This window comes from Arthrobacter woluwensis (genome assembly GCF_900105345.1).
In the GTDB taxonomy this organism is placed as follows: Bacteria; Actinomycetota; Actinomycetes; order Actinomycetales; family Micrococcaceae; genus Arthrobacter_E; species Arthrobacter_E woluwensis.
Genome location: NZ_FNSN01000004.1, coordinates 217,074 through 243,625 on the forward strand (window position 1 = coordinate 217,074; position 26,552 = coordinate 243,625).

Annotated in this window: 26 protein-coding genes; 11 read left to right on the forward strand and 15 right to left on the reverse strand. The window is 68.5% G+C overall.

Going from position 1 to position 26,552, the window contains the following annotated elements; all coding sequences use genetic code 11:
- Nucleotides 1–24: 24 nt before the first annotated feature.
- The 4 genes from BLV63_RS16600 (at nucleotide 25) to BLV63_RS16615 (ending at nucleotide 5,903) form a co-directional block, all read left to right on the forward strand.
- Entirely contained in the window at nucleotides 25–2,946 is a 2,922-nt protein-coding gene (locus tag BLV63_RS16600) for a DNA polymerase III subunit gamma and tau (protein WP_074784652.1), read from the forward strand.
- A gap of 117 nt (nucleotides 2,947–3,063) precedes the next feature.
- Complete coding sequence (gene recR, locus BLV63_RS16605) at nucleotides 3,064–3,657, forward strand: recombination mediator RecR (protein WP_066214750.1); 594 nt, start codon at nucleotides 3,064–3,066, stop codon at nucleotides 3,655–3,657.
- A 105-nt stretch (nucleotides 3,658–3,762) separates the two neighbouring features.
- On the forward strand, nucleotides 3,763–4,371 hold the full coding sequence (locus BLV63_RS16610) for a GNAT family N-acetyltransferase (protein ID WP_066214748.1): 609 nt from the start codon (nucleotides 3,763–3,765) through the stop codon (nucleotides 4,369–4,371).
- 164 nt (nucleotides 4,372–4,535) lie between these two features.
- Nucleotides 4,536–5,903 carry an aspartate kinase gene (locus tag BLV63_RS16615; protein WP_066214746.1) on the forward strand — a complete coding sequence of 456 codons (1,368 nt, stop codon included), beginning with the start codon at nucleotides 4,536–4,538 and terminating at the stop codon, nucleotides 5,901–5,903.
- An 84-nt stretch (nucleotides 5,904–5,987) separates the two neighbouring features.
- Here the strand turns inward: BLV63_RS16615 and BLV63_RS16620 are convergent, their stop codons facing one another.
- Both BLV63_RS16620 and BLV63_RS16625 read right to left on the reverse strand, forming a co-directional pair.
- Nucleotides 5,988–6,206 (reverse strand): hypothetical protein, encoded by a 219-nt coding sequence (locus BLV63_RS16620; protein ID WP_066214744.1) that lies wholly within the window; start codon nucleotides 6,204–6,206, stop codon nucleotides 5,988–5,990.
- Between the two features lie 119 nt (nucleotides 6,207–6,325).
- Nucleotides 6,326–6,550: a hypothetical protein gene (locus tag BLV63_RS16625; RefSeq protein ID WP_066214742.1), complete on the reverse strand. Its 225-nt coding sequence runs from the start codon at nucleotides 6,548–6,550 to the stop codon at nucleotides 6,326–6,328.
- Between the two features lie 124 nt (nucleotides 6,551–6,674).
- Here BLV63_RS16625 and BLV63_RS16630 point away from each other — a divergent pair, with 124 nt between their 5' ends.
- From BLV63_RS16630 to BLV63_RS16645, 4 genes are all read left to right on the forward strand, one after another.
- Entirely contained in the window at nucleotides 6,675–7,121 is a 447-nt protein-coding gene (locus BLV63_RS16630) for a MarR family winged helix-turn-helix transcriptional regulator (RefSeq protein ID WP_066214740.1), read from the forward strand.
- A gap of 56 nt (nucleotides 7,122–7,177) precedes the next feature.
- Nucleotides 7,178–7,753 (forward strand): hypothetical protein, encoded by a 576-nt coding sequence (locus BLV63_RS16635; protein ID WP_066214737.1) that lies wholly within the window; start codon nucleotides 7,178–7,180, stop codon nucleotides 7,751–7,753.
- Nucleotides 7,754–7,834: 81 nt separating this feature from the next.
- Nucleotides 7,835–8,758: a 3-methyladenine DNA glycosylase gene (locus BLV63_RS16640; RefSeq protein ID WP_373277854.1), complete on the forward strand. Its 924-nt coding sequence runs from the start codon at nucleotides 7,835–7,837 to the stop codon at nucleotides 8,756–8,758.
- Nucleotides 8,755–9,105: a hypothetical protein gene (locus BLV63_RS16645; RefSeq protein ID WP_066214733.1), complete on the forward strand. Its 351-nt coding sequence runs from the start codon at nucleotides 8,755–8,757 to the stop codon at nucleotides 9,103–9,105. Before BLV63_RS16640 ends, BLV63_RS16645 begins: the two co-directional genes overlap by 4 nt.
- A gap of 142 nt (nucleotides 9,106–9,247) precedes the next feature.
- On the opposite strand, the gene BLV63_RS16650 is transcribed toward BLV63_RS16645, so the two are convergent.
- From BLV63_RS16650 to BLV63_RS16660, 3 genes are all read right to left on the reverse strand, one after another.
- Nucleotides 9,248–12,397 (reverse strand): S8 family serine peptidase, encoded by a 3,150-nt coding sequence (locus BLV63_RS16650; protein ID WP_082724178.1) that lies wholly within the window; start codon nucleotides 12,395–12,397, stop codon nucleotides 9,248–9,250.
- 175 nt (nucleotides 12,398–12,572) lie between these two features.
- Entirely contained in the window at nucleotides 12,573–12,866 is a 294-nt protein-coding gene (locus BLV63_RS16655; protein ID WP_066215003.1) for a DUF1540 domain-containing protein, read from the reverse strand.
- 155 nt (nucleotides 12,867–13,021) lie between these two features.
- A complete protein-coding gene (locus tag BLV63_RS16660) occupies nucleotides 13,022–13,456 on the reverse strand; it encodes a YchJ family protein (RefSeq protein WP_074784683.1) in 435 nt (144 codons plus the stop codon).
- A 224-nt stretch (nucleotides 13,457–13,680) separates the two neighbouring features.
- Between BLV63_RS16660 and purS the strand changes: the two genes are divergently transcribed.
- The 3 genes from purS to purL are packed head-to-tail and all read left to right on the forward strand — an operon-like array spanning nucleotide 13,681 to nucleotide 17,002.
- Nucleotides 13,681–13,932: a phosphoribosylformylglycinamidine synthase subunit PurS gene (gene purS / locus BLV63_RS16665; RefSeq protein ID WP_066214728.1), complete on the forward strand. Its 252-nt coding sequence runs from the start codon at nucleotides 13,681–13,683 to the stop codon at nucleotides 13,930–13,932.
- 2 nt (nucleotides 13,933–13,934) lie between these two features.
- Complete coding sequence (gene purQ / locus BLV63_RS16670; protein ID WP_066214726.1) at nucleotides 13,935–14,693, forward strand: phosphoribosylformylglycinamidine synthase subunit PurQ; 759 nt, start codon at nucleotides 13,935–13,937, stop codon at nucleotides 14,691–14,693.
- The gene (purL, locus tag BLV63_RS16675) at nucleotides 14,693–17,002 is read left to right on the forward strand and encodes a phosphoribosylformylglycinamidine synthase subunit PurL (RefSeq protein ID WP_066214724.1); all 2,310 of its coding nucleotides are present in this window, start codon (nucleotides 14,693–14,695) and stop codon (nucleotides 17,000–17,002) included. Before purQ ends, purL begins: the two co-directional genes overlap by 1 nt.
- Before the next feature lie 93 nt (nucleotides 17,003–17,095).
- Here purL and BLV63_RS16680 read toward each other — a convergent pair whose 3' ends face one another.
- From BLV63_RS16680 to BLV63_RS16725, 10 genes are all read right to left on the reverse strand, one after another.
- Complete coding sequence (locus tag BLV63_RS16680) at nucleotides 17,096–17,971, reverse strand: endonuclease domain-containing protein (RefSeq protein WP_254780619.1); 876 nt, start codon at nucleotides 17,969–17,971, stop codon at nucleotides 17,096–17,098.
- Between the two features lie 319 nt (nucleotides 17,972–18,290).
- Nucleotides 18,291–19,178: a carbohydrate ABC transporter permease gene (locus BLV63_RS16685; protein ID WP_066214722.1), complete on the reverse strand. Its 888-nt coding sequence runs from the start codon at nucleotides 19,176–19,178 to the stop codon at nucleotides 18,291–18,293.
- Complete coding sequence (locus BLV63_RS16690) at nucleotides 19,175–20,077, reverse strand: carbohydrate ABC transporter permease (RefSeq protein WP_082724198.1); 903 nt, start codon at nucleotides 20,075–20,077, stop codon at nucleotides 19,175–19,177. Before BLV63_RS16690 ends, BLV63_RS16685 begins: the two co-directional genes overlap by 4 nt.
- Nucleotides 20,078–20,169: 92 nt before the next feature.
- Complete coding sequence (ngcE, locus tag BLV63_RS16695; protein WP_066214718.1) at nucleotides 20,170–21,579, reverse strand: N-acetylglucosamine/diacetylchitobiose ABC transporter substrate-binding protein; 1,410 nt, start codon at nucleotides 21,577–21,579, stop codon at nucleotides 20,170–20,172.
- Nucleotides 21,580–22,234: 655 nt separating this feature from the next.
- Nucleotides 22,235–22,633 (reverse strand): MmcQ/YjbR family DNA-binding protein, encoded by a 399-nt coding sequence (locus tag BLV63_RS16700; protein ID WP_066214714.1) that lies wholly within the window; start codon nucleotides 22,631–22,633, stop codon nucleotides 22,235–22,237.
- 97 nt (nucleotides 22,634–22,730) lie between these two features.
- Nucleotides 22,731–23,186, reverse strand: a complete 456-nt coding sequence (locus BLV63_RS16705; RefSeq protein ID WP_066214712.1) for a CoA-binding protein — start codon at nucleotides 23,184–23,186, stop codon at nucleotides 22,731–22,733.
- A 180-nt stretch (nucleotides 23,187–23,366) separates the two neighbouring features.
- Nucleotides 23,367–24,656, reverse strand: a complete 1,290-nt coding sequence (locus BLV63_RS16710; protein ID WP_066214710.1) for an adenylosuccinate synthase — start codon at nucleotides 24,654–24,656, stop codon at nucleotides 23,367–23,369.
- Between the two features lie 90 nt (nucleotides 24,657–24,746).
- A complete protein-coding gene (locus BLV63_RS16715) occupies nucleotides 24,747–25,250 on the reverse strand; it encodes a hypothetical protein (protein ID WP_066214708.1) in 504 nt (167 codons plus the stop codon).
- A complete protein-coding gene (locus BLV63_RS16720; protein WP_066214706.1) occupies nucleotides 25,247–26,008 on the reverse strand; it encodes a hypothetical protein in 762 nt (253 codons plus the stop codon). The genes BLV63_RS16715 and BLV63_RS16720 overlap by 4 nt, the downstream gene beginning before the upstream one ends.
- Nucleotides 26,005–26,550: a signal peptidase I gene (locus tag BLV63_RS16725; RefSeq protein ID WP_254780621.1), complete on the reverse strand. Its 546-nt coding sequence runs from the start codon at nucleotides 26,548–26,550 to the stop codon at nucleotides 26,005–26,007. Before BLV63_RS16725 ends, BLV63_RS16720 begins: the two co-directional genes overlap by 4 nt.
- Between the last annotated feature and the right edge of the window lie 2 nt (nucleotides 26,551–26,552).

The window sequence follows — 26,552 nt, forward strand, 5'->3', positions numbered from 1 at the left end:
AGCCTCGATTGATAGGGTTTCCCTGTGACCCAAGCCAGCGCTCTCTACCGCAGATACCGCCCCGACACCTTCGCGGACGTGATCGGTCAGGAGCATGTCACGGTCCCCCTGATGACGGCCCTGAAGAAGAACCGTGTCAATCACGCCTACCTCTTCTCCGGCCCCCGCGGCTGCGGAAAGACCACCTCGGCTCGCATCCTCGCCCGCTGCCTGAACTGCGAGCAAGGACCCACCGACACCCCGTGCGGCGTGTGCCCCAGCTGCGTGGAACTCGCCCGCGGCGGCGCCGGTTCGCTGGACGTCATCGAGATCGACGCGGCCAGCCACGGCGGCGTCGACGACGCGCGTGATCTGCGCGAACGCGCCACCTTCGCCCCGGCCCGCGACCGCTACAAGATCTTCATCATCGATGAAGCCCACATGGTCACGTCGGCAGGCTTCAACGCCCTGCTGAAGATCGTGGAGGAGCCGCCGGAGCACATCAAGTTCATCTTCGCCACGACGGAGCCGGACAAGGTGATCGGCACCATCCGCTCGCGGACCCACCACTACCCCTTCCGTCTGGTCCCTCCGGAGCCGCTGCTGGCCTACCTGGAGCAGCTCTGCGAGCAGGAGAACGTCCCCGTGGCCCCGGGCGTCCTGTCGCTCGTCATCCGCGCGGGCGGCGGGTCCGTGCGTGACTCCCTCTCCGTGCTGGACCAGCTCATGGCCGGCGCCGGCCCACAGGGTCTCGACTACGAACTGGCCGTCTCCCTCCTGGGCTACACCCACGCCTCACTCCTGGACGACGTGGTGGACGCGGTCGCCGCCCATGACTCCGCCACCGTGTTCCGCGCCGTGGACCGCGTGCTGCAGACCGGCCACGATCCGCGCCGTTTCGTCGAGGATCTCCTGGAGCGTTTCCGGGACCTGATCATCGTGCAAGCCATGCCGGACAGCGCCGCCACCATCCTGCGCGGCATGCCCCAGGACCAGATCGCCCGGATGCGCCAGCAGGCGCTCACGCTCGGCCCCGCCGAGCTGTCACGGTCGGCGGACGTCACGAACGCCGCGCTCTCCGAGATGACCGGCGCCACCTCGCCGCGCCTGCACCTCGAACTGCTCTGCGCCCGCCTGATGCTCCCGGCGGCGGACAGCACCGAACGCGGTGCCGCCGCGCGCCTGGACGCGCTGGAACGCCGTCTCGCCCTGGGCGGGGCTCCGGCCCAGACACAGGCCCCCGCACCGGCACAGGTTCCCGCCCCGGCCGCGCAGCCTGCCGCGCCCGCGCCGGCGAGCGCGCCTGTCACCACCCGGACCGACGACGCCGGAGCCGCCCCCCAGCGGACCGCCCCCGCCCCGGCCACTGCTCCTGTGGTCGAGCCGGCGCGTGCCGCGGAGACCACGAATGCCCCGGACCTCCCGGTTCAGCAGGCGTCCACACCGCCGGCCCGCGAACGGCCGGCCGAGGCCGCTCCCGAGCCCGCCCCGGCTGCGTCCCCCACCGCGGAACCGGCGCCCCGCCCGCATGAGGCTGCCGCGCCGTCGTCGGCCGGGATGCACGCCGCATCCGCTCAGACCCCTCCCCCGGCGGCTCAGCAGCAGCCCGCGCCCCAGAGCGCGGGCGACGTCGAGGCGCTGCGCCGGGCATGGCCGCAGATCCTGGACCGGCTGGGCAAGATCAAGCGCAGCACCTGGGCGCTCGTGGCCCCCAACGCCACGGTGGCTCGCCTCGACGGGGACGCCGTGATCCTGTCGTTCTCCACGAACGGCCTCGCCGGGGCCTTCGGTCGCGGTGACCACAAGACGCACCTCCAGACGGCGGTGAAGGACGTTCTGGGCCTCGACTGCCGCGTCGAAGCCGTCGCCGGAGACGCGGCGGCGCCACCGCCGTCGTTCCAGACCGCCCGGCCGAGCGCCGCGGAGGAACCGGCGGCGCCGGCCCCCGCAGTCGCCCCCGCCTCCGTGGAGGAACCTCCAGGCTGGGGCGACAGCCCAAAAGCACCGGCTAGCCAGGAGAACATCCCCCCGGCTAGCGGCCCCGGCAGGACAGCGCCTCAGCGGGAGGTTCCCTCCGGGGACTTCCACCCGCTGGATCAGCCGCGCGACGAGGACGAGCCGCCGCTGGATGAGGAACCGCCGTACGACGACGGTCCCTCCGATCGGGGCTGGCCCTCGGCTCCCGCTGCTCCGGCGGCGCCGGCGCGCTCCACGTCTCGGCCCACGACCCCGTCCGTGCCCGCTACGGTCGCGCCCGAGTCGGTCACGCCCGAGTCCGATCCGGCAGCATCCCCCGGTTCATCCGCCGCACTCCAGGACGACCCCTGGTCACGCGCCCGTGAGGTCTCCCCCGGCCGGTGGACGGTCGGGACCGAGAGCAATGTGAGCACCGGGAACGGCGGTTCCGCCGCATCCGCGGCCATCCCCGGACAGGGGTTCCAGGACCCCGAGTTCGAGGATGAGGACCTCTCCGACGAGGACCTGTCCGGCTCCGGTCCGGCTCCGGCGCCGGCAGCCGAGGGGGCTCCGGCCGGTGACCCCTGGGGACTGCCCGCCGAACCGGCGAACGCCCCTGAGCGAGCGGACACCGCCGGCCAGGCAACCACGGCACCGGCCGCCGTCGCACCGGCGCCTCGGCCCGTCTCGCGGCCTGTGGAAGCATCCACACCCGGACCCTCCGGCCCCGGACCGGAACAGGATTCACGCGACGGCAGCCAGAGTCTCTACCAGCGGCTCTCCAACAGCCCTCAGGCGCAGCGGGCCCGCGAGGAGGCCCGACGGGCCGCCCCCGCGCAGGCGCAGAACCCGGACGGCAGCGTGGCGGGCTACGCGGTGGACGAGATCAGCGCCGATGATGAGACCATCGAAGAATCAAGCACGTTCGGTCGCGCGGCCGTGGAACGTCTGCTGGACGGGACCCTCATCGAGGAGACCACCCTGGACGGCACCCCGATCATCCGCCGCTGACCGTGGTTTCCGAGCTGTCGCCCGCTGGGGCCTCAGCAGGAACCGGCCGTCGTGAGAACCGGCCCGCACCAAGAACCGACCCGTAGCAAGAGCTGAAGCGCAGGAAAAGAGGACGCCGTGTACGAGGGCGCTGTTCAAGAGCTGATCGACGAGCTCGGACGCCTGCCGGGGATCGGCCCCAAGTCCGCGCAGCGGCTTGCCTTCCACATCCTCGAGGCGGACGCGGAGGACATGCGCAAGCTGTCCGAGGCGATCACCGCGGTGAAGACGCGGGTGAAGTTCTGCACCATCTGCGGCAACGTCTCCGAGCAGGACACGTGCAGCATCTGCCGTGACCCGCGCCGGGACGCGAGCATCATCTGCGTCGTGGAGGAGTCCAAGGATGTCATGGCCGTGGAGCGGACCCGGAGTTTCCGGGGCCGGTACCACGTGCTCGGCGGCGCGATCAGCCCCATCGACGGCATCGGGCCGGAGAAGCTGCGCGTCCGGGAACTCCTCACCCGCCTGTCCGATGACACGGTCCAGGAGATCATCATCGCCACCGATCCCAATGTGGAGGGCGAAGCCACGGCGACGTACCTCATCCGCACCCTGAAGCCCATCGGGGTCAACGTCAGCCGCCTGGCTTCCGGCCTGCCGGTCGGCGGCGATCTGGAATACGCGGACGAGGCCACCCTCGGCCGGGCCTTCGCCGGACGCCTCGCGGTCTGAGTCCACCGCACGGGGCCCCTGTACTGAGCCCACCGTACTGAGCCCACCGCGCCTCGGCGGGGCCCGCGACGGAGCGCCGGACGGCGTCCGTATTAGATTGGCCTCATGGTCATCTCCGGGTCCCGCCTGGGCGTTCAGCCCACACCACCGATCGCCCCCATCACGACGGACCGGCTGGTGCTCCGACCCACCGAGTCCTCCGATGCCCCAGCTCTGGAGAGGATCCGCGGCAGCGAGGAGACCACGCGGTATCTGTCCCACGAGGCACTGGATCCCACCCAGGTACGCGAACGGATCGCCTCCGATCAGGCGCGTGCGGCCGCTTCCACCACCACGGTCTTCAGGCACGCGTGGGCCATCCAGCTGCGGGACTCCGGACAGGTGATCGGAGAGGCCAGCACGTGGACCACCAGGAATCCCCCGGAGCCGGGTCATCTCGAACCCGGCCAGGCGGCTCTCGGCTACGTGCTGGACCCCGCCTTCCACCGTCGGGGGTATGGCAGCGAGGCCGCCCGGGCCCTCGTCGAGTGGCTCTTCACCCAGCGGGACATCCGGACCGCGTTCGCCGGCGTCTTCGAACCGAACGTCGCATCCCAGGCACTGCTGAGGAGCCTCGGATTCACCCCCGACCGCTGGTTCACCGCGGAGCAGGACCAGAGTGGAAAGGGCCTGCCGTCCATCCGCTTCCGCCTGGACCGCCCGGACCCGGCCTGACCCCGGTCCAGCATGTGAGTCACATTTTCCGCACTGCGAGACGACGGCGATAAAATGGCTGCACGCGGCCTGTGCCCTGCCCCGGCCGCGCACGTCACGGACGCAGAGGTCCGCCACCCCCAGAACCTGGCGCCGCCCGGCGCCCGACCAGTAAGGGTCCATGCATGAGTCTGCCCACCAGTGAGCTGCCCGCAGCGGAACTGACCACCGAGCCCGGGGCCGCCACGCCCGCCACCGGCAAAACCAAGCAGCTCATCGTCCAGAAGTTCGGTGGTTCCTCCGTCGCCGACGCCGACGGCATCAAGCGCGTGGCCGCCCGCGTCGCGGCAGCCCGGAACGCGGGCAACGACGTCGTCGTGGTGGTCTCCGCCATGGGTGACACCACCGATGAACTGCTGGACCTCGCTGCGCAGGTCACGGACGGCGCCCCGGCCCGCGAGATGGACATGCTCCTCTCGGCTGGCGAGCGCATCTCCATGGCCTTGCTCTCCATGGCCATCAACAAGCAGGGTGCGGTGGCGCAGTCCTTCACGGGCTCGCAGGCCGGCATGCTGACGGATGCGATCCACGGCAAGGCCCGCATCATCGACGTCGACCCGCACCGCGTCCGCACCGCCCTGGACAAGGGTCACATCGCGATCGTCGCCGGGTTCCAGGGCATGAGCCAGGACACCAAGGAAGTCACGACGCTCGGCCGCGGCGGCTCGGACACCACGGCCGTCGCCCTCGCCGCCGCACTGGACGCCGACGTCTGCGAGATCTACACGGACGTGGACGGCGTCTTCACCGCCGACCCGCGCGTGGTCGGCTCCGCCCAGAAGATCGCCACGATCTCGAGCGAGGAAATGCTGGAGCTCGCCGCGTCCGGCGCGAAGATCCTGCACCTGCGCTGCGTCGAGTACGCCCGGCGCTTCGGCGTGCCGCTGCACGTCCGCTCATCCTTCAGCCAGCACGAGGGCACCTGGGTCCTGCCCAGCCCCGATGACAAGATCACCATCAAAGAGGGAGTTGCCTTGGAGCAGCCAATCATCTCCGGCGTCGCACACGACCGTTCCGAAGCCAAGGTCACCGTGGTGGGCGTGCCGGACATCCCCGGCAAGGCCGCCGCGATCTTCCAGGTCATCGCCAAGGCGCACTCGAACATCGACATGATCGTGCAGAACGTGTCCACCAAGGGCACGGGTCACACGGACATCTCCTTCACCCTCCCGATCGTCGAGGGCGCCGACGCGCTCGAGGCTCTCCGCGCGGCCCAGCCGGAGATCGGTTTCGAGAGCATCGACTACAACGCCGAGATCGGCAAGCTGTCGCTCATCGGCGCGGGCATGCGCTCCCACCCGGGCGTCTCGGCGACCTTCTTCAAGGCCCTCTCCGACGCCGGGATCAACATCGACATGATCTCCACCTCGGAGATCCGCATCTCCGTGGTCACCCGCGCGGATCTGCTGGATGACGCCGTGCGCGCGATCCACAAGGCGTTCGAACTGGACGGTGACGCCACCGCCACCGTGTACGGCGGCACCGGCCGCTGACGGCGGAGGCACCGGCTTCATCACGCAGACGACGACGGCGGGGAACCGCCGTCGTCGTCGTGTTCAACCGCCTGCTGTCTCACCTCAGCGGTGGGGCGCCTGCGGGCCGGGCTTCCGCGTCGCGTAATGATGGCCCTGCGAATCCGTCTCGATCTCGAAATGGCTGAGATCCTCTTCCGAGGCCTTCTCGAAATCGTCGTGCCGATGGACCACCGGCGCGGCCGCGTCGCCCCGGGACGCCGAACCGAACAGCTTCGCGGCGTTCTCCGTCAGGTGCATGAACTTCTCGGTCATCGTGGTCATGCCAGCCACCTCCCTGCTCACGCCGGGCGGCCTCTCCACCCGGAGCGCTTAGGACGATTTTAAGTCCGCGGGGAGGGAAAAGAGCCGATGAATCAGGAGATCCCTCCGGCCTTGGAGGCTCAGCGGAGCGAGTGGTCGTCCGGGTTCCTGGAGACGACGTACGTGCTGCCGTCCGGCCGGGTCATCGTCTCCCACTGGAGGGTCTCGGCCTGACGCTGGGCCAGGAGGACCTTGTTCTCCTCGGTCATCTCGTGGTCCAGCGCACTGCGGTTCGCCGGCCCGAAGACCGCCCGGAATTTCCCGGTGGCCCGCATGAAGCGCTGGGTGAAGGTCTGGTCGCTCATCTCTCTCCCTCGGTTCAGGGCATCCTCGACTCCTTCAGCATAGCAAGTTATTTAGTACACTAACTAATCTCGCTCCTTGGCCCTCTCGACAGGGTCTTGACAACCCGGACGATAGGATGGACCCGTGGATTCGAATGCAGACACAGACCTCTCACTCGAGAACCAGCTGTGTTTCGCACTCACGGTCGCTTCTCGGACGGTCGTCCAGGCGTACCGCCCAGTGCTGGAACCCCTCGGCCTGACCCACCCGCAGTACCTGGTGATGCTGGCCCTCTGGGACCACAATCCGCTGAGCGTCAAAGAGGTCAGCGCGCAGCTCCTGCACGAGCCCGCCACCATCTCGCCCTTGCTGCGACGGCTGGAGGACATGGGCTACGTCCGGCGCACCCCGAACGCCCAGGACGCCCGCGCGCTCGACGTCGAACTGACCACGGAGGGCCTCGCACTCAAGGAGAAGGCCCGCGCCGTCCCGCCCGCCATGATGCGCCGGCTCAAGCTCACGCGCGAGGAGGTCATGGTGCTGAACAAGGCCATGCACAACCTCATCGAAGCGGCCACCGCGGAGGACTGACCCGCCGGGCCCCGCGTGCCTACACTGGGATCATCGATCCGGAGCAAGGAGACGCCATGGCCCAGCACCTCTCATCCAGGAATCCTTCCGGCCTGCGGACCACGCTGAGGGGCCTGGCCGCCGTCGCCACCGCTCTGGCCCTGGCGTCCTGCACGCCCTCCGGCAGCCCGTCCCCGAACCCGACGACGCCGGGCGCCATCGGCTCCACGGGCGCCTCCTCCAGTCCCTCACCGAGTCAGCTGCCCACGACTCCCCCGGCCACGAACGACCGTCCGGCTCCCGACGCCTCCGTCACGGCCGACCTGACCATCTCCGTCGTCGCGAAGCCCGGCGCGAAAGCGACGGAGACCCGTCTGCTGTGCTCGGGCAAGACGGCGAAACCCGATTCCACCGTCCCGATCGCGGACGAAGCGTGCGCCCTCGTCGAAGCCCATCCGGCCTATCTGTTCCCCGCGACGAAGAACACCGCCCAGGCGTGCACCGAGCAGTACGGCGGTCCCGCGACGGCCACCATCAAGGGCACCGTCCGCGGCAAGACGGTGGATCTCTCCCTGAGCAGGTCAGACGGCTGCAGGATCAACCAGTGGACAGCCCTCGGACCCCTGCTCGGCGAAGCAGGGGCGAACGTCTGAGGGGTTCGGCCGGCGTCGTTCGTCTGCGCCCATGCGACGACGCGGGATAATGGAGACGTGTCCACCGCAGCCCCCGCCACCATCCGAGTCCTGAGCGAGGACGAGTGGCTTCCCCACGCCGAGGCTCATGCCGCCCGCGTGGACCGGTACGCGGTTCCCTTCCTGGAGCGCCGCCACACGGGCCGCAAACACCCCGTGGACGATTTCCTCTTCACGTATTACACCCACAAGCCCGGGCAGCTGCGCCGCTGGCATCCCGGTGCGGGCACCGTCCTGCTCGGCCCGCACGCCCGCGAGCGCCAGACCTGGAAGCATTACCGGGCACTGACCCCGGAGGAACTCGACGCTCTCGGCCTCTCGCCCGGGGCGGTGGCGGTCACCGTGGACGTCGAGGGTTTCCTGACGGACCGGCGCGAGGCCGTCGGCTTCGCCCGCATCATCCTGGGCGGCACGCTGGCCCGCCCGGCGCAGTTCGGTTGTTTCGGCCTCCACGAATGGGCCATGGTGTACCGGCAGGAGAAGTTCGAGCTGCGCCACGAGTACCTCGGGCTCCGGCTCGGCGGCGAGGCGACGGACCAGGTGGTCGAGAACCACCGCATCCGGTGCAGCCACTTCGACGCCTTCCGCTTCTACACACCGGACGCCACCCCGCTGAATGAGCTCCAGCCCACCCGTGAGACCCAGCGGGACCTGGAACAGCCCGGTTGCCTGCACGCCAACATGGACGTCTACAAGTGGGCCTACAAGCTCACTCCCCTGCTGCCGAGCGAGTTCGTCATGGACTGTTTCGAGCTCTCCTACCGGATCCGCGCCATGGACATGCAGGCCTCCCCGTACGACCTCGCCGCCTGGGGCTACGACCCGATCCGGATCGAGACCCCCGAGGGTAAAGCAGAGTACGTCGCCCGGCAGCGGGGTTTCGCCGAGGAGACCCAAGGGCTCCGCGCCCGCTTCCTGGAACAACTGGACCGCACCGTTCCTTCGACCCCTCAGGAGACGCGATGACCTCCATGGATTTGACCGTCACCCTCGCGCCCGCCGCCGGCGCGCCCGAGGTGACCTTCCGCCTGGTCGGCGGGCCGGACGGTCCCGGCCCCGCGTCGACGGTGCCGGACCCGCACGCCGCGTACGACGCCGTCGTGCGCCACGGCGAACGGCTGCTCCTCCCCGCCCTGCCGCGCCAGGGGGCGGCAGTCTCCGAGGCCCGGCCGGTCTTCGGCGGGGAGCAGCGTGCGCACGTCACGGGCACCTTGGAGGGCCGGCCGGTGGACCGCCGGTTCAGCCGCTCCGATTCGCGGGAGACCGCCCGCTGGGATGCCTTGGCGCCGTTGCTGGGCGGTTCGGAGGCCTGATAGGCGGCATCGCCGGGCGACGCTCCCACGGCGACGCAGCGCATCCAGGGAGATGCAGCGAATCCGGCGTGACCTCCGGAAACGCCGGAAGGGCCGGCGGGACATGTCCCACCGGCCCTTCCGCGTCACTCAGCGGTCGGGATCAGCCGGCCGCCGGAGCGTCCTCCTGATTCAGGTCGGGACGCTTCTGCAGTTCCTGCTCCGCCTTGGCGCGGACCCCGGCATCCGGGCTCTCCGCGGCGGGAGCCGCCACCGAGGTTCCGGCGCCCGTCACCACGACGTTCACGAAGGTCTGCACCGAGGAACCGGAGTAGCTGACGCGCCCGATGTAGGAGCCCGGAGTCAGACCCTTCCACGCGAGCGTGACGTCGGCCGTCTTGCCGTTCTTGAGCACGAGCGGGTTCGGCGTCACCGTGGCGTTGCCCACGGAGGCTCCGAGCACCGAGGCCTCCAGGCTCGCCTTGACGGGCTGGTTGCCCGGGCTCGCGTAGAGGTTGGCCAGCAGGGTGTACTGACCGGGCTCGGGGTTCGTCAGGGAGACGGACTCGCTCGCGGAGGCCGTGGCCGCCGTGTAGACCTTGCCGTTCGGGCCCAGGACCACCAGGTCGAAGTCGGCGTTGTCCTGCGAGGACGCCACCGCGAAACGGGCGAACGGCGTGCCGGCCGGAACCGTCACGGTCTTGGATGCGTTGGAGGCGTCCGGCTTGTCACCGGCCGGGCCGGGGACCAGCTGGATCTCCGTGGCATCCGCCTTGGACAGGCCGTCCAGGGTCAGCTTGGTCGGACGGTCGCTGCCGGAGGTCACCGGGAAAGTGGCCTTGTCCGTACCCTTGGCGGTGGTGAAGGACAGGTTGGTGGCCGCCACGGCCGACTGCGGACGGACCGCGATCGGCGACGTCACGCTCTTGCCCGCGCCCTGCCAGCTCAGCTGGCCCATCGCGAACTGGCCCAGCGAAGCGCCCGCGTTCTCGAAGCTGACCTTGAAGGTCTTCTTCTGACCGGCGGCGTTGAAGTTCAGCACCGACGGGGTGACCTTGACGTTCACGCCCGGGACGTTGACCACGGCGCGGTAGAGGCCGGGGGTCAGCGCGGTGAGCGTGCGGGTGACCTCGATACGGCCCGTCAGATTGCCGAGGGCGAAGGACGGGACGTTCATGTCACGGGTCTTGGTGGAACCGAGACCCGGGATGCCGAGGTCGAAGCCCAGACCCTGGATGTACCGCAGGTAGTCGTCCTGACCCGCGTCGTACACGAGTCCGGGGTTCAGGAACCCGGCGGGGTTGACCTGACCGGCGCCCGTGGCGAAAAGGTCCTTGTCCTTGCTGCCGTCGGCCTTCTTCAGATCCGTCGCGGTGGTCATGAGCGCCGACTTGATGGTGGCGGGCGACCACTGCGGGTTCTTGGAGAGAGCCAGGGCGCCGAAGCCCGCGATGTGCGGGGAGGCCATCGAGGTGCCGGACATCATGCCGAACAGCGCGCCGTGCTCCGCGATCGGAGACACACCGGCCAGGACGGCGACACCGGGGGCGGCGACGTCGGGCTTCAGCAGATCGGAGCCGGAGGCCAGCAGCGGACCACGGGAGGAGAAGCCCGCGACCTGCGGCTGGGGCTCCGCCGGGAGACCGGTGGTGTCATGGTTGACCAGCCGGGCCTTGATGGCCGGGTTCGCGGTGACCTTGTCCTTGATCTGCTGCGTGGCCGGCGGGTTGACGTGGACCGTGGGCACGGCGTGCATGTCCACGTCCTCGCTGGAGGCGCTCAGGTTCACCAGGACCATGCCGACGCCGCCGGCACGCTTGACCTCGGCGCTCTTGGCGACGCGATCCACCACGCCACGGTCACACACCACGATCTTGCCGCTCACCTTGGCGGGGTCGAGGCTGTCCGGGGCGCACAGGTTCGCGTCGCCCTTGCCGGACGCGGCGTTCCCGGAGAGGACCAGGTTGCTGTACGGGACCTCCTTGGCCATGAGGCTGGCCCCGCGGAACTTGGTGCCGTCCTCGAACTCGACCGTGCCCTGCAGTTCGCTCGTGAAGGAGCTGGCCGCGACGGTGGTCAGCCACGGGGCGCCGTGGTTGACGGTGCTCGCGGTCGGGCCGCTGTTGCCGGCCGAGACCGAGACGAAGATGCCGGCCGAGACGGCGGAGAGGAAGGCCAGGGACACCGGGTCGGTGGTGCTCGTGGCACTGCCGGAGATGGAGTAGTTCAGGACGTCGACGCCATCCAGGATGGCCTGGTCGATGGCGGCCACGGAGGCGGAGGAGTAGCAACCGCCCGTGTCCGGGTCGTCGTCCTCCCAGCAGACCTTGTAGATGGAGAGCTTGGCCGCCGGGGCGACACCGCTCGTGATGCCCATGTCCCGGTCGCCCAGATTGGCGCGGACGTCGGAGTTGCCGGCCGCGGTGCTTGCGGTGTGGGTGCCGTGGCTTCCGACGTCGACCGGGGAGATCAGCTCTTCCGGTGCGCGGTGCTCCGGCGGGACGGTGTTGAGGAAGTCATCGGCGAAGTAGCGGGCGGAGAGCACCTTGGAGTTGCACTCGGTCCCTTCGAAGCCGTCGCCTGCCTGGCAGTCGCCGACGAACGTGTCGCCGTCCGACTTGAGCATGGCGATCTTGCCGTCCTCGTTGCGGTACGGGACGCCGACCTTCGGGGCGCCCTGGAGAGGCTTGACCTCGTCACCGGCGAAGAACGGGCTCGACGGGGTGTATCCGGAGTCGATCACGCCGACGACAACACCCTTGCCCGCGTTCTTGACCCCGCCCAGCTGCTGCTGCCAGAGGCCGGTCTTGCCAGGAAGCTTGAGGTAGTCCGTGCTGGAGTAGTCCGGGGCGTACTGCCGGTCCGGGGCCACGGCCAGAACCTTCGGGTCCTTGGCGAGCTTGCTCGCCTGCTCGGCACTGAGCTGAGCGGAGAACGCGTTCAGGGCCGTGGAGAAGCTGCGCTTGATGGCCACGCCCTCCTGGCCGGCGACCTGCTTCTGGACCGACTGGAGGTGCTGACGGTACCGCTGGACGTTCTGGTTTCCGGCGTCCAGCTTGCGGCCCGCCTCCGGCTTGGTGGGCGCGAGGCCCGGGGTCCCGCCGTCGTAGCTTGCGGCAGGCTTCTCGGCGAGGACCACGATGTAGCGGCCGGCCTGGAACTGCTGGATGCTGCTCTGCCCGGGCACCACGGTGGGTGCAGCCTGGGCGGGCGTCATGACGGCCGTGCTCAGGAGCACGGGGATGCTGACGCCGGCCGCGAGGGCCTTGGTGAGCGCCCTGCCGCGCAGGAGGCCCTTCCCTGTTCTTCTCATGGGTGCGTGAACCTTTCACGAAGGTCCTCCAGTCCCTTGACCGGAGGGGTCATGCCCGATCGGCCGCGTTGTTACGCGGCTCACACTCAGGTTGACTCTTACCCTAATGAAGCAGCACCCAGTTGTGACAGGGTTATTTCACAGTTTGTTATCAGTTGCGTTTCGAGTTGCGTTATCAGCCGGCCGGGTCATACGTGAGGCAGTCCGCGCGCTCCGCCCCGGGACCGATCTTCACGTCGTGCGCGCCGCACATGAGGTGGTCGTTGTGCCGGCACTCGCTGCGCTGGCACGCGCCGACGTGCGCCAGGACCTTGGGCAGCCCGCCGAGGGAGCTCGTGTCGATGAAGGTGGCGCATTGGGCGTGGTGGTCGCTGCCGCCGATCGTGATGCCATAGGCCGTGCAACCGTCGTGGTTGAACGAACAGGCATCCACACTGCAAGCGGACACTTCGGTGACGTGAGTGCTCATCATTCCTCCTGCTGGTTCCTCGCGGCGGGGGTCCCCGCTTCTTCCACGGTACGACCGTCCGCCGCGGTTTGACCCGGCGGAATTGCGTATGTGTGTTTTCGCTAATGGGCCCAGGTCAGCCTCAGAACACGCTCATCGCACCACGGCGTCGGCCCTCATCCAGCCGCATCGACGTAGTACCAGCGCCCGCCCTCCCGCACGAAGCGGCTCACTTCTTCCTGCACCCCGCGCACGGTGCGCGACGACGGCGCCCCCGCACCGTCGTCGTCCGCCGGGGCGCGGTAGTGGGCGCGGAAGGTGACGGTCCCCTCGGTGTCGAAGGGGCCGCCCGCGGTGGTGGCGGTGATGTCGAGTCTGAGCCAGCGGAGGTCCTCGTCCAGTTCCAGGTCCTCCGGCCGGGTGTCCGGATGCCAGGTGGCGAGCAGGTAGTCCTCGTCCAGCACGGCGAAAGCGCTGTACCGGCTCCGCATGAGCGCCTCAGCGGTCGGGGCCCAGGCCTCCCCCGTGTGGAAGCGCCCGCAGCAGGCGTCGTACGACTCCCCGCTCAGGCAGGGGCAGGGACCAGGTGCGGGGCTCTTCCGGGCGCTCATCCACATAGCCTAAACACGGCGCGAAGGCCTGGGCGCAACCGGTAGAATGGGAGGTGCAAGCTCGCGGAGCGTCGCTGCCACCGTTTTCCCCGCCTCTCATCTCCTTCCGGGAGCCCATGCGTGGAAGCGGGAAGCGCGTGAGACGGCAACACTTCCGTGACGGCCCTGGCCTGGGGCGACACCCGGCCCAGGTTCAACGCACGCACGCACACAGGAGTTGCCGGATGCCCCGGATCGTCGTCGACGTCATGCCCAAGCCCGAAATCCTTGACCCGCAGGGCAAGGCCATCGTGGGCGCGCTGCCCCGCCTCGGCTTCACCGATTTCGTGTCGGTCCGCCAGGGGAAGCGCTTTGAGCTCGAGGTCGAGGGTGAGGTGACGGACGAGATCCTGGCCAAGGCCCGTGACGCCGCCGAGACCCTGCTCTCCAACCCCGTGATCGAAGACGTGGTCAACATCCAGGTCGTCGAGGCCTGATCATGACCGAGATCCCCCTGATCGGTGAGGTCGCCGCCGCGGCCATCACCCCTCTCGCCGGCGCCCGGATCGGCGTCGTGACCTTCCCCGGAACGCTGGATGACCGCGACGCCGCACGTGCCGTCCGCCTCGCCGGCGCCGAGGCCGTGCCGCTCTGGCACGCCGACACTGAACTCGCGGATGTCGACGCCGTGGTGATCCCCGGCGGCTTCTCCTACGGCGACTACCTGCGCGCCGGGGCCATCGCACGTTTCGCGCCCCTCATGGGAAAGATCGTGGACGCCGCGAACTCGGACGCCAAGCTGTCGGTCCTCGGCATCTGCAACGGCTTCCAGATCCTGACCGAGTCCCACCTGCTGCCGGGCTCCATGATCAAGAACGACCACCTGAAGTTCATCTGCCGTGACCAGGTGCTCCGCGTGGAGAACGCGAACACCGCCTGGACCGCGGATTACACGCAGGGCCAGGAGATCACGGTTCCGCTGAAGAACCAGGACGGCCAGTACATCGCGGACGAGAAGACGCTCGACGCGCTCGAGGCGGAGGGCCGCGTGGTGTTCCGCTACGTCGGCTTCAACCCGAACGGCTCGCGCCGTGACATCGCCGGCATCTCCAACGCCGCCGGCAACGTGGTGGGCCTCATGCCGCACCCGGAGCACGCCGTGGAGGCCGGTTTCGGCCCGGAGCAGGACGGCGGCCACTCGGTGGACGGCCTCGGCTTCTTCACCTCCGTGCTGACCCAGATCGTGGGAGGAAAGTGATGACCCAGGAAACCACCGCCAAGTTCAACATCGACACCGTCGCGAATGCGGCGGGCACCCCCGAGGTCGAACTGCCGTGGGCCGAGCTGGGCCTGAAGCAGAACGAGTTCGAGGAGATCGTCAAGCTCCTGGGCCGCCGCCCCACCGGCGCCGAGCTGGCCATGTACTCCGTCATGTGGAGCGAGCACTGCTCCTACAAGTCCTCCAAGAACCACCTGCGCCAGTTCGGCCAGAAGGTCACCGAGGAGATGAAGAAGGACATGCTGGTCGGCATCGGCGAGAACGCCGGCGTCACCAACCTGGGTGACGGCTGGGCCGTGACCTTCAAGATCGAGTCGCACAACTCGCCGTCGTTCGTGGAGCCGTACCAGGGCGCCGCGACCGGCATCGGCGGCATCGTGCGTGACATCATCTCGATGGGCGCCCGTCCGGTCGCCGTCATGGACCCGCTCCGTTTCGGCGAGATCGACCACCCGGACACCGCGCGCGTCATGCACGGCGCCGTGGCCGGTATCGGTGGTTACGGCAACTCGCTCGGTCTGCCGAACATCGGCGGCGAGATGGTCTTCGACGCCGTCTACCAGGGCAACCCGCTGGTGAACGCCCTCGCCGTGGGCGTCATGCGCCACGAGGACATCCGCCTGGCGAACGCCTCCGGCAAGGGCAACAAGGTCGTGCTGTTCGGCGCCCGCACCGGTGGCGACGGCATCGGCGGCGCGTCCGTGCTGGCCTCGGAGTCCTTCGACGACACCAAGCCCTCGAAGCGCCCCGCCGTCCAGGTGGGCGACCCCTTCGCCGAGAAGGTCCTCATCGAGTGCTGCCTCGAGCTGTTCAAGCACTCCCTCGTGGAGGGCATCCAGGACCTGGGCGCCGCGGGCATCTCCTGCGCCACCTCGGAGCTGGCCTCCAACGGCGACGGCGGCATGCAGGTCGAGCTGACCAGCGTCCTGCTGCGCGACCCCACCCTGACGCCGGGCGAGATCCTCATGTCCGAGTCCCAGGAGCGCATGATGGCCGTCGTGACGCCGGAGAACGTCGCGGCGTTCGAAGCCGTCATGGACAAGTGGGCCGTGGAGTATTCCTGGCTCGGTGAGGTCACCGACACCGGCCGCCTCATCATCACCTGGGACGGCGAAGTGATCGTGGATGTGGACCCGAAGACGGTCGCGCACGACGGTCCCGTCTACGACCGCCCCTACGCCCGCCCGTCGTGGCAGGACGCTCTGCAGGCGGACACCTTCACCGGGTCCGTGCAGGACGCCGGCCGCCCGGCCACCTCCGGCGAGCTCGCCGCGGCCGTGACCGAGCTGGTCGCGTCGCCGAACATGTGCGACAAGTCCTGGATCACCAAGCAGTACGACCGCTACGTGGGCGGCAACACCGCTCTGGCCTTCCCGGACGACGCCGGCGTGATCCGCGTGGACGAGGAGACCGGCCTCGGCGTCGCGCTCTCCACCGACGCCAACGGCCGCTACACCTACTTGGACCCGTACCAGGGCGCCCAGCTGGCACTGGCCGAGGCCTACCGCAACGTGGCCACCGGCGGCGCCGTGCCGATGGCGGTCTCCGACTGCCTGAACTTCGGCTCCCCCGAGGACCCGGATGTCATGTGGCAACTGGCCGAGGCCATCCGCGGCCTCTCGGACGCCTGCATGGAACTGGGTGTCCCGGTCACGGGCGGCAACGTCTCCCTGTACAACCAGACCGGCACCACTCCGATCCACCCGTCCCCCGTGGTCGCGGTGCTCGGCAAGCTCGACGACGTCGCACGCCGCACCCCGTCCGGCTGGCGTGAGGATGGCCAGGCCATCTACCTTCTGGGCACGACGGCGGCCGAACTGGACGGCTCCGAGTGGTCCAAGCTGCGCGGTCACCTGGGCGGTCTGCCGCCTCGCGTGGACCTCGCCGCTGAGCGCACGCTGGGTGAGATCCTGATCAACGCCTCCCGTGACGGCATGATCGACGCCGCGCACGACCTCTCCGAGGGCGGCCTCGCCGCGGCTCTCGTGGAGTCGGCACTGCGCTACAACGTCGGCGCCCGCATCGGCCTGGACGAGGTCGCGGAACGCGATGGCGTGGACCTGTTCACGCTGCTGTTCTCCGAGTCCCAGGCCCGGGCCATCGTGTCCGTGCCGCGGAGCGAGGAAGTCCGCTTCAACGACATGTGCACGGCCCGCGGTTTCGCCCACGCCCGCATCGGTGTGGTGGACTCCGCCTCCGGCGCCCTGGAGATCAACGGCGTGGACACGCTCCCGCTCGACGCCCTCCGCGAAGCCCACGAGGGGACCCTCCCGAAGTACTTCGGCTGACCCTCCTCTCCCCCTCGATCGACTGCTCCATAGGATGTCGTTTTCCGCCCTTTCCGGCGGATTCCGGCATCCTATGGAGCAGTCGATCGTCGTTTAAGCGGCCTTCCGCCAACCTCTGGAGATCAGGGCGTCTCTGACCTTCCGGATCGCAAGACGGTGATCGTCGACGGTGTGCTCCTTCGAGAGCCTCACCTCCAGCCATCCTGCCCGCGCGTACTTCTCCGCTCTCCGGATGTCTCGCCCGACCTGCGCTGCCGCGCTGTGGTGCTCGCCGTCGTACTCCACGCCGATCCTGTGCTCGGGGAAGGCGAGATCGGGCTGGAACTCCTCGCCCGTCCCGGGAACCGCCACTCGAGGATTGAGCAGAGGCTCTGGGAACCCGGCTCGCTCGAAGGCGAGCCGCAGCAGCGTCTCCTGAGGCGAGTCGGCGCCCACTCGGACGAGCTCCAGGGCCGTCCGCGCGGAGCTGATCCCCCGTTTGCCTCGATGCCCGCGGACGACGGCACGGAGTTCCCCTGGTGTGGCATGCGTCCCCTTCCGGGGCTCGAACTCGGAACGCGGGATCCGGACGCAGGCATCCCCCACCACCACGAGCTCATCCAGGGTGACGACAGCGGCGAGATCGAGCCACGTCCGGGCCGGGGTGGTGACGGGTACGCCCCCGAACCAGCACACCTCCCCGGGAAGGAGTCTGGCGCGATGGGCTTCGACGAAGGGCCGTGTGAGATCCGCGGCAGAGTCGGGCCGGATCACGTGCATCCGGCGATCCCCCCGATCCCAGACAGGCAGCTCCCAGAGTCTCGCAGCGGTCCAGAGGGAAGCGGCCACGCCGTAGTTGGTCTCCAGGAACGGAGCGATCCACCGCGCCAGGGCTGTGCCGCTCAGTCCGTCTGGAACCCCATTGATGTCCGCCAGGGACCACGACCAGACCCCCTTGCCCAGCTGCTGCGCGCCCAGGCGATGGAGCACCCTGGTCGAGAATCCGGCCCCTTCCGCAGACCCGGTCCTGAAGGGTCTCATCGGTTCCGAAGTGGGAGCCGGCCGCTTGATGGTCATGGACCATATCAAACACCGAACCTGGCGATGGTGCGTCGGGTTATCCACACCCCCGATCGACTGCTCCATAGGATGTCATTTCAGGGGAAATCCGGCCCGGAACGGCATCCTATGGAGCAGTCGATGGGAGGGCGGGGAGGGTGAGGCGGGCAAGGCGAAGAGGGTACGCGAAGGCCCCCGTTCCTCGCTGTGGGGCGAAGCGCGGGGGCCTTCAGCGTCTGGCGGCCGGGGTCTAGCGGGACGTGCCCTGGGACACCGAACCCTGCAGCTGACGCTGGAAGATGATGTAGACCACCAGGACGGGGATCACCGTGATGGTGACCGCGGCGAACAGTGCGCCGAAGTCGACGGCGTAACCCATCTGCTGCGCGAAGGCGGCCAGGGACTGCGAGAGCACCTTCGGGCCGGCGGCGTTGATCGTCACCGGGATGAGGAACTGGTTCCACAGACCGAGGAAGTTGAAGATCGCCACGGACGCGAGGCCCGGCTTGGCCATCGGCAGCATGATCTGGAAGAACGTCCTCCACTCGCCCGCGCCGTCGATCGCCGCGGCTTCCGCGATCTCTCCCGGCAGATTCTTGAAGAAGCTGTGCAGGAAGAATACCGTGAAGGCCAGCGCGAAGCCCACGTAGGTCAGGATCAGGCCGAACAGGGTGTTCAGCAGGTGCATCCGCTCGAGCATCTTGAACAGGGGCACCATGGCCAGGAAGACCGGGAAGGTGTTGCCCGCCAGCAGCAGGATGTAGATGAAGCGGTTGCCCCAGAACCTGAAGCGCGCCAGGACATAGGCCGACATGGCGCCCAGGAGCATCACGAGCACCAGGGACGCACCCACCAGCATGAGCGAGTTGCCGAAGGCCTGGCCGATGCCGGCCTCGGTCCACGCCCGGGTGTAGTTGTCGAAGCGCCACACACTCGGCAGCGCGAACGGCGAGGCGAAGATCTCCGCGGAGGTCTTGAAAGAGGACATGAACGTCCAGAGCAGCGGCAGGACGACGATGGCGGACCACAGGATCAGCACCACGTGGCTGCTTCCGGCCACCACACGGTCACTCGTCGTCGACTCGGCCTTGCGCTCCACGTGTCCTTCGGGAGCCTTCGTCTTGTTGAGAATGCTCATACGAGTTCCTGATCCTTACCACCGGTCAGCCGGTTCACCAGGAAGACGAGTCCTGAGAAGATGAGCGTCGCCACGGCCATGACCACACCCATGGCGGTCGCGGTGCCGAACTGGCCACGCTGGAACGCGGTGAAGAACAGCTGCTGGGACATGACCAGCGTGGTGTTCTCCGGGCCACCGGCGTTCGGGAAGAGGGCCGCCATGTAGACGAAGGCGTCGAGGGCGAGGATGCCCAGGTAGACGTAGGCGGTCTGGATGTTGTCGCGGATCATCGGGATGGTCAGGCTCACCGCGGTGCGGAAGCGCCCAGCGCCGTCGATGCGCGCCGCCTCATACAGTTCGGCGGGGATGCCCTTGATGCCGGCGATGAAGAGCACCATGTAGAAGCCCACGAAGCCCCAGATGATGACGAACATGGAAGCGAACATCGCGGTGTTCGAGTTGCCCAGCCAGGCGAAGTCTTTGAAGTTCTGCAATCCGAACGCCCGGAGCAGGCCGTTCAGCAGGCCGCCGCTCGGGTCGTAGATCTGTCCCCACATGATGCCGATGGCGATCGCGGGGATGGTGTACGGGAAGAAGGAGACCACGCGGTAGAAGCTGGAGCCCTTCAGGCCCTTGACCTGGCCTTTGCTGCTGCCGCCCACGGTGACGACGACGGCGAGAGCCAGGGAGAGGACGATCGTCACGAGGGGAACCACGATCAGCAGCAGGATGTTGTTGCCCAGTGCCTTCAGGAACAGATCGTCCTGGAAGATCTTGATGTAGTTCGCGAGTCCGACGAAGTTGTATTTCGGGGAGAAACCGGACCAGTCGGTCAGGCTGTAGAAGAACGCTTGGAGGAATGGCCACACCACGAAAAGCCCGTAGATCACCAGGGGAACGCCAAGGAACACCAGCATGAAGCTGACCTTGTCCCAGGTGAGCGGCTTCCGCCGCCGCGGGGCGGCGGCCGGGAGGCCGCCGCCCGTGGTGGTGCCCGGAACAGGCAGGGTCACTTGATTTCAACCTTCTTGATGGACGAATCGGCAGCGACCTTGTCCGAGATCTTCTGCAGTGCATCGGCCAGCTCCTCCGCGGAGCTCTTGCCGTCCAGGAAGGCGTTCCACACGACCAGCTGGTCCTTGTTGGTCCCGTAGAGGTCGAAGACCTGCCAGTTGAAGACGTTCTTGCCGGCGGCGTCGAGCATCTTCGTCTGGGAGACCAGCGCCGTCGAGCCGAAGCCGTCGGCGGGAACTGTGCCCTTGACGATGGTCGGCGAAAGCTTGGTCTTGGCGAAGTTCGTGGCCGCTTCCTTGGAGAGCATGGCACGCAGCAGTTCCTTGCCGCCGGCCACGCTCTTGCCCTGGGACGGCACGATGAAGGGCTCGCCCGCGCCGGAGTGCAGCGCCTCGAACGGCAGCTTGGACCCGGAGGTGACGGTCGGCACCGGGGTGCCGGTCATCTGGAAGTCCGCCTTGGTCTGGTCCTTCATCTCGTTCTCGATCCAGGACCCGGACGGGTAGAGCAGGGCCTCCTGCGCGTTGGACCACTGGGCCTGGGCCGCGGTGAACTGCGTGCCCGAGCCACCCGGCTTGAAGTGCCCGGCCTTGATGTGCTTCTCGAGCGCTTTGAACACCTTCATGATGGCGTCCTGCTTCCAGGCGTCCGGCTTCAGGTTCTCGATGTTCAGGCGGACGTCCTGGCCGCCCTCCTTGATGGCGGAGGCGAACGCGAGTTCCTGGTAGTACGTCGCGGCTTCCTTACCCCAGAGGAAGAGGAACTTGCCCTTGGCCTTGGCCTTCTCGCCGAGTTCGAACGCCTCGTCCCAGGTCTTCGGCACGGTCCAGCCGTTGTCCTTGAAGAGGGAGGCGGAGTACCAGAGGCCGTAGACGGTGAGCACGTAGTTGATCGCCGCGACCTTGTCACCGAAGGTGCCCGGAGCGAGCACACCCTCGTACAGGGTGTCGGAGATCTTGGTGCCCTCGTAGTTGTTGGCGTCGACCACGGACTTGAGGTCCTCGAGCTGGTCCAGGATGGTGGAGATGCCGATGGACTGAGCACCGGAGTTGTCGATCAGGTCCGGCGGGTTGCCGCCGGCGAAACGCGGCTGCAGTTCGGCGGAGATGGCCGAGGAGGCTGCGACCTTGAAGGTGCTGCCGGCGAACTTCTTCTCGGCGGTCTTGGCGGCGAACTCCACGTAGTCCACACCGTAGCCACCCTTGAAGATCACCGCGTCGACCGTGGCCTTGTCCGCCAGGCCGAAGGGGTTCGTTGCAGAGACGTTGCCGGTGGCGGCCGGAGCGGCACTGTCACCGCCGGACGCGCAGGAAGCCAATGCGCCACCCATGGGGATGACCGCGGCCGTGGCGAGCGCCCCCCGGAGGAATCCACGCCGCGCGAACGGCTGATTCTGCATTTTCATATCGTTACCTTCCGATGACTCAAAGGAACTGGGCGGGTCATCTGCGACTTCGACCAGCGTGACCTGGATCCAAGCAGACCCGCGTCTGTGTGATATGCAACACCATCTTTGAGCGAAACGCAATATTTCCCGGGAGTTTTGATCAACTTCTTTCATTGCGATTTCATAACCGCCAGGGGTCGGTGAGGTTTCAGAACGCCTCCCGCCCCGGGACCTCTCGAGGATCGCCGCAGTTCAGCGGCGCGATCCACGGGTCCGGACCCCGACCGCCCCTCCGTGTCGGGCCGGTCGCGGCCTGATGTCAGCCCGCGCACCGGTGAGAAACGGGTAGTCACTACTTGGGAGTGGACCCGGCACCCGGCGCTACCCTGCACAGTACGCGGCACGGTGGTCTCAGGGGTAGCCCTCGGGGGCGCGTGCGGTGCGCCCGTGGACGGGAATCGGGGGATTCCCGTCGCGGGTGGCAGGGTGACTGTTTTAGGAGGCGGTCACCCGGTGCCCAGGACCTCGTCCTGGGGACAGTGGTGGGGTCCGGCCAGGGCGTCCCTGTTGCCCGGCCCGGCCCCACCACCCGGCCCACCACCCGGCCCGTCGCCCGGACCGGATCGGACCGGATCGGATCGAGCGCCCGGAAAGCCGCCCGGACACGCCCCGCTCAGCCGCGCTCGATCAGGCCCTTCCAGCTCAGCTGTTCCTGCTGGCGCCGGCTCAGCCCGGACACGACGAGGTCATAGGAGTCCTCGATCATGTTCCGCAGCAGCTCATCCGGCAGCCCCTCCAGGAGCACACCGTTCCAGTGCTTCTTGTTCAGATGCCAGGCCCCGGTGATCTGCGGGTATCCCGCCCGCAGCTGCAGTGCCAGCACGGGATCGCATTTCAGGCTCACGGACAGCGGCAGGGCGCGCAGCCGGGTCAGCGCGAACATCTTCGCCGGATGCCGGGCGCCTTCCACCTCGGACGCGACCTTGAAGACCGAGGTGTCCGGGTCGAACGGGAAGTCCTCGATGGCGCCGGGGAACCCCAGGCAGAACTCGCGCAGCTCACGGGCGTCCATGACCGCTCCTCTTCGCCAGGCCGCCGTCTGCGGCTCTCAACCGGGGGCGACGACGCCGGGGCCACCCGCCGTCGTCGTGTGTGCGTGTGCGGGGCGCTCAGGCCGTCGCGGAGCCGTCCGTGTCCAGGCGCCGGCCCTCCTGGGCCCAGCGGTGCAGCACCCGGTCAGGGCACTCGTTCATGACGACGTCCAGCCCGGCGGCCTCGGCCCGTTCGGCGGCGGCCTCGTCCACGACGCCCAGCTGCATCCAGACGGCCTTGGCGCCGGCCTCGATGGCCTGATCCACCACCGCGCCGACGCGTTCGGAGTTCACGAAGCACTCCACGACGTCCACCTGGCCCGGCACCTCGGAGAGCAGCTTGTAGCCCTTCTCGCCGTGAACGTCCTCGCCCTTGGGATTGATGGGAATGATCTCCATCCCCATGCGGTCCCGCACGGTGAGGGAGACGTCATAGGCGGCGCGCCATTCGTTGGTGCTCAGCCCGACCACGGCCCAGCGGCCCTGCGTGGTGATGAGGTTCTCGATGACGGCGGGATCGTTGACGTGTGCCATGCCCTAAGCCTATTCCTCCGCCTGCCCGACGTGTTCCCCCGCGGCTTAGACACTCGCCTGCGCTCGTTCCTCGCTGCGGCTCGCGATGCGCCGCTTCCGGGAACCCGCCAGTCCGGCTCGAAAGCACCGAGGGCCGGCGGCGCCAACGCGCCACCGGCCCTCGAGAAAGGGGTGCGGAAATCAGTCCTCGATCAGGTCGTGGACGACGATGGTCTGCTCGCGGTCCGGGCCCACGCCGATGGCGGAGAACCGGGTGCCGGAGAGGCGTTCGAGCGCGAGGACGTAGTCGCGGGCGTTCTCCGGGAGGTCCTCCAGGGTCTTGGCGCCGCTGATGTCCTCGGTCCAGCCGGGGAAGTACTCGAAGATGGGCTTCGCGTGGTGGAAGTCCGTCTGGGTCATCGGCATCTCATCGTGGCGGACGCCGTCGACGTCGTACGCCACGCAGACCGGGATCTGCTCGATGCCCGTGAGGACGTCCAGCTTGGTGAGGAAGTAGTCCGTGAAGCCGTTGACGCGGGAGGCGTGACGCGCCAGGACGGCGTCGTACCAGCCACAGCGACGCGGACGGCCAGTGTTCACGCCGAACTCGCCACCGGTCTTCTGCAGGTAGAGACCCATGTCATCGAACAGCTCAGTGGGGAACGGACCGGCGCCCACACGCGTGGTGTACGCCTTGATGATGCCGATCGACCGGGAGATGCGCGTGGGACCGATGCCGGAGCCCACGGACGCGCCGCCCGCGGTGGGGTTGGACGAGGTCACGAAGGGGTATGTGCCGTGGTCCACGTCCAGGAAGGTGGCCTGGCCGCCCTCCATGAGGACCACCTTGCCCTCGTCCAGGGCCTTGTTCAGTTCATAGGTCGAGTCGATCATCAGAGGGCGAAGGCGCTCGGCGAAGGAGAGGAAGTACTGGACGATCTCCTCCACCTCCACGGCACGGCGGTTGTAGACCTTCACCAGGAGCTGGTTCTTCTGGTGCAGCGAGCCTTCCACCTTCTGGCGGAGGATCGACTCGTCGAAGACGTCTTGAACGCGGAGGCCGAGGCGCGCCACCTTGTCCATGTAGGCGGGGCCGATGCCGCGGCCCGTGGTTCCGATGGCGCGCTTGCCGAGGAAGCGCTCGGTGACTTTGTCCAGCACCTGGTGATACGGGGCCACGAGGTGGGCGTTGGCGGAGACGCGGAGGCGGGAGGTGTCCGCGCCGCGGGCCTCCAGACCGTCGATCTCCTGGAAGAGGGCCTCGAGGTTCACCACGCAGCCGTTGCCGATGACCGGGATGGCGTTGGGGCTGAGAATGCCGGCGGGAAGGAGCTTGAGCTCGTACTTCTCGCCGTTCACCACGACCGTGTGGCCGGCGTTGTTGCCGCCGTTGGGCTTGACCACGTAATCCACGCGCCCGCCCAGGAGGTCGGTGGCCTTTCCCTTGCCTTCATCGCCCCACTGGGCTCCGACGATCACGATTGCTGGCATTAGATCCTCCCCGAGGATTCGGCAGGGGCGTTGACCTACCCAGCTTAGTCGACCGGGGCCGACAGCCCGCATCGGGCCGCTTCACGACGGTCAGCCGATGTTCGTGCAGGACCCTCCCAGACCGCCGACGAGCCCCGGATTGGCGCGGACCTTGACCGGCACGGAGGGCCAGGTGCCGCTGTTGATGACGATCGCCAGTTCCAGATCGGTGCCCAGGCCCAGGAGTCCCCCGAGGAGGTTCACGGGGACCTCGGTGGTGTATTCCGTGGTGGTGCCGGTGGTGTTCGCCGTCATGGAGAAACCCGTCAGAGGAGCCAGCGCTGACCCGAGACCACTCTGCGAGGCGTACACGGTGGCATTGGAGAGGGTGAACCCGGCAGGTGGCTTCCAATAGATGATGATCTTGGCGCCGAGCCCGAGCACCCCGGCGTTGTAGGCACAGGGTCTGGTGAGCGTGGCCGGCGGCACCGTGTAGGTCCCGATTCCGGCGCCCGCCGTCCACTCGTTGTCACTCCACGCGGCGGAGGTGGGCACGGCGGAGACGACGACGGCGCACGCGGCCAGCGCTGCGGCGATCCCGCCTCGGGTCCTCACGATGCTCCTCCGTCCTTCTCCTCGTCAGGTCCTTCCCGCGGGGTCACCGCGGCCGGACCCCGCCGGAACGCCGCCCATAAAGCGGCCCCGGCCAGCAGCGTCCCGCCGCCCAGCAGCGCGAACCGGCCGCCCTCGAAGCCCGTGTCGCCGAGGTGACCGCCGCCCGGAGGGGTGGGCCCGGCGTCGTCCTCCGACTGCGCGGTGATTCCGAGCCCGAGCCGCAGGCCGCCCCGGGGAGCCGCCGGGGTCCCGCGCGGAGCCTCCAGCGTGACCGCCAGATAGGAGTCCCTCCCCCGTGGGAGGCCCGCCAGAGGAACACTCGTCTGTGGATCCACCGTTTTCAGCGCCTCACGGTCGACGCGGAGCATGGGACGCCCCGGGCAGCGGAGTTCCGCTCCCACGCCGCTCGCCCCGTTCCACGGTTCGGAACACTCGCGCACCGTGACCAGATAACCCCCGGTCACCGCGAGCGCCCCCGTGGCACTGAGCTTCAGAGAAGTTGCGGCCGGGTCCCCTTCGGCCACTCGCAGTCTGAGCTGCCAGCTGTACTGCTGGCCCGGACGCAGCGAAGGGAAGGTCAGCGGATACGGCGACGAGGCGAGCTGGAGATGCCCCCGCTCGCCCGTCTCCGGAACTGGAGTGAAGACCGGATCCTGGCCTGCACCGCTCGCCGCCCCTGCGGGCCCGCCGACCACGGCGAGGCTCGCGAGCAGGAGACCCGCGAAGAGCAGAGCGGCACGGCGTCCGGCCCGTCTCATGACGACTCCTGAGGACCCGCCTGCTGCCCTCCACGATGCCGTGGCACCCGGTGCGGCCAGAACGCCCAGGTCACCAGCGCGGCGAGCACGAGGGTGGCGGCTCCCAGGAACCACGGCCCGCGGGTCGCCATGACCCACGAGCCGACGACGGGAACCGTGAAGATCACGCGCTGCGCGGTCGTCACCTGGTACGGCACCGGGTCCTGGGAACTGTTGGCGTCCCCCTTGAGCACCAGGGTCGCCGCTCCCTTCCCGGCGCCGGGTTCGGGCGCCACGGAGACTACGCGGTGCGTGACCAGGGTCTTCGTGCCCTGACGCGTCACGGACGCCACCTCCCCGGGTTTGAGTTGGTCAGCGGGAACCCGCATCGTCAGGGACAGGGCGCCCACCGGGTACTCCGGTTCCATGGAACCGGTCCGGAAGACCACGAATCCCGCACCGAACAGCAGGGCCGCCAGGACGGACAGCAGACACACCAGGCCCAGGACGGCCGCGACGCTCAGGAGAACCTCGCGGACCGTCCTGATGCTGCGCGTCAGCACCG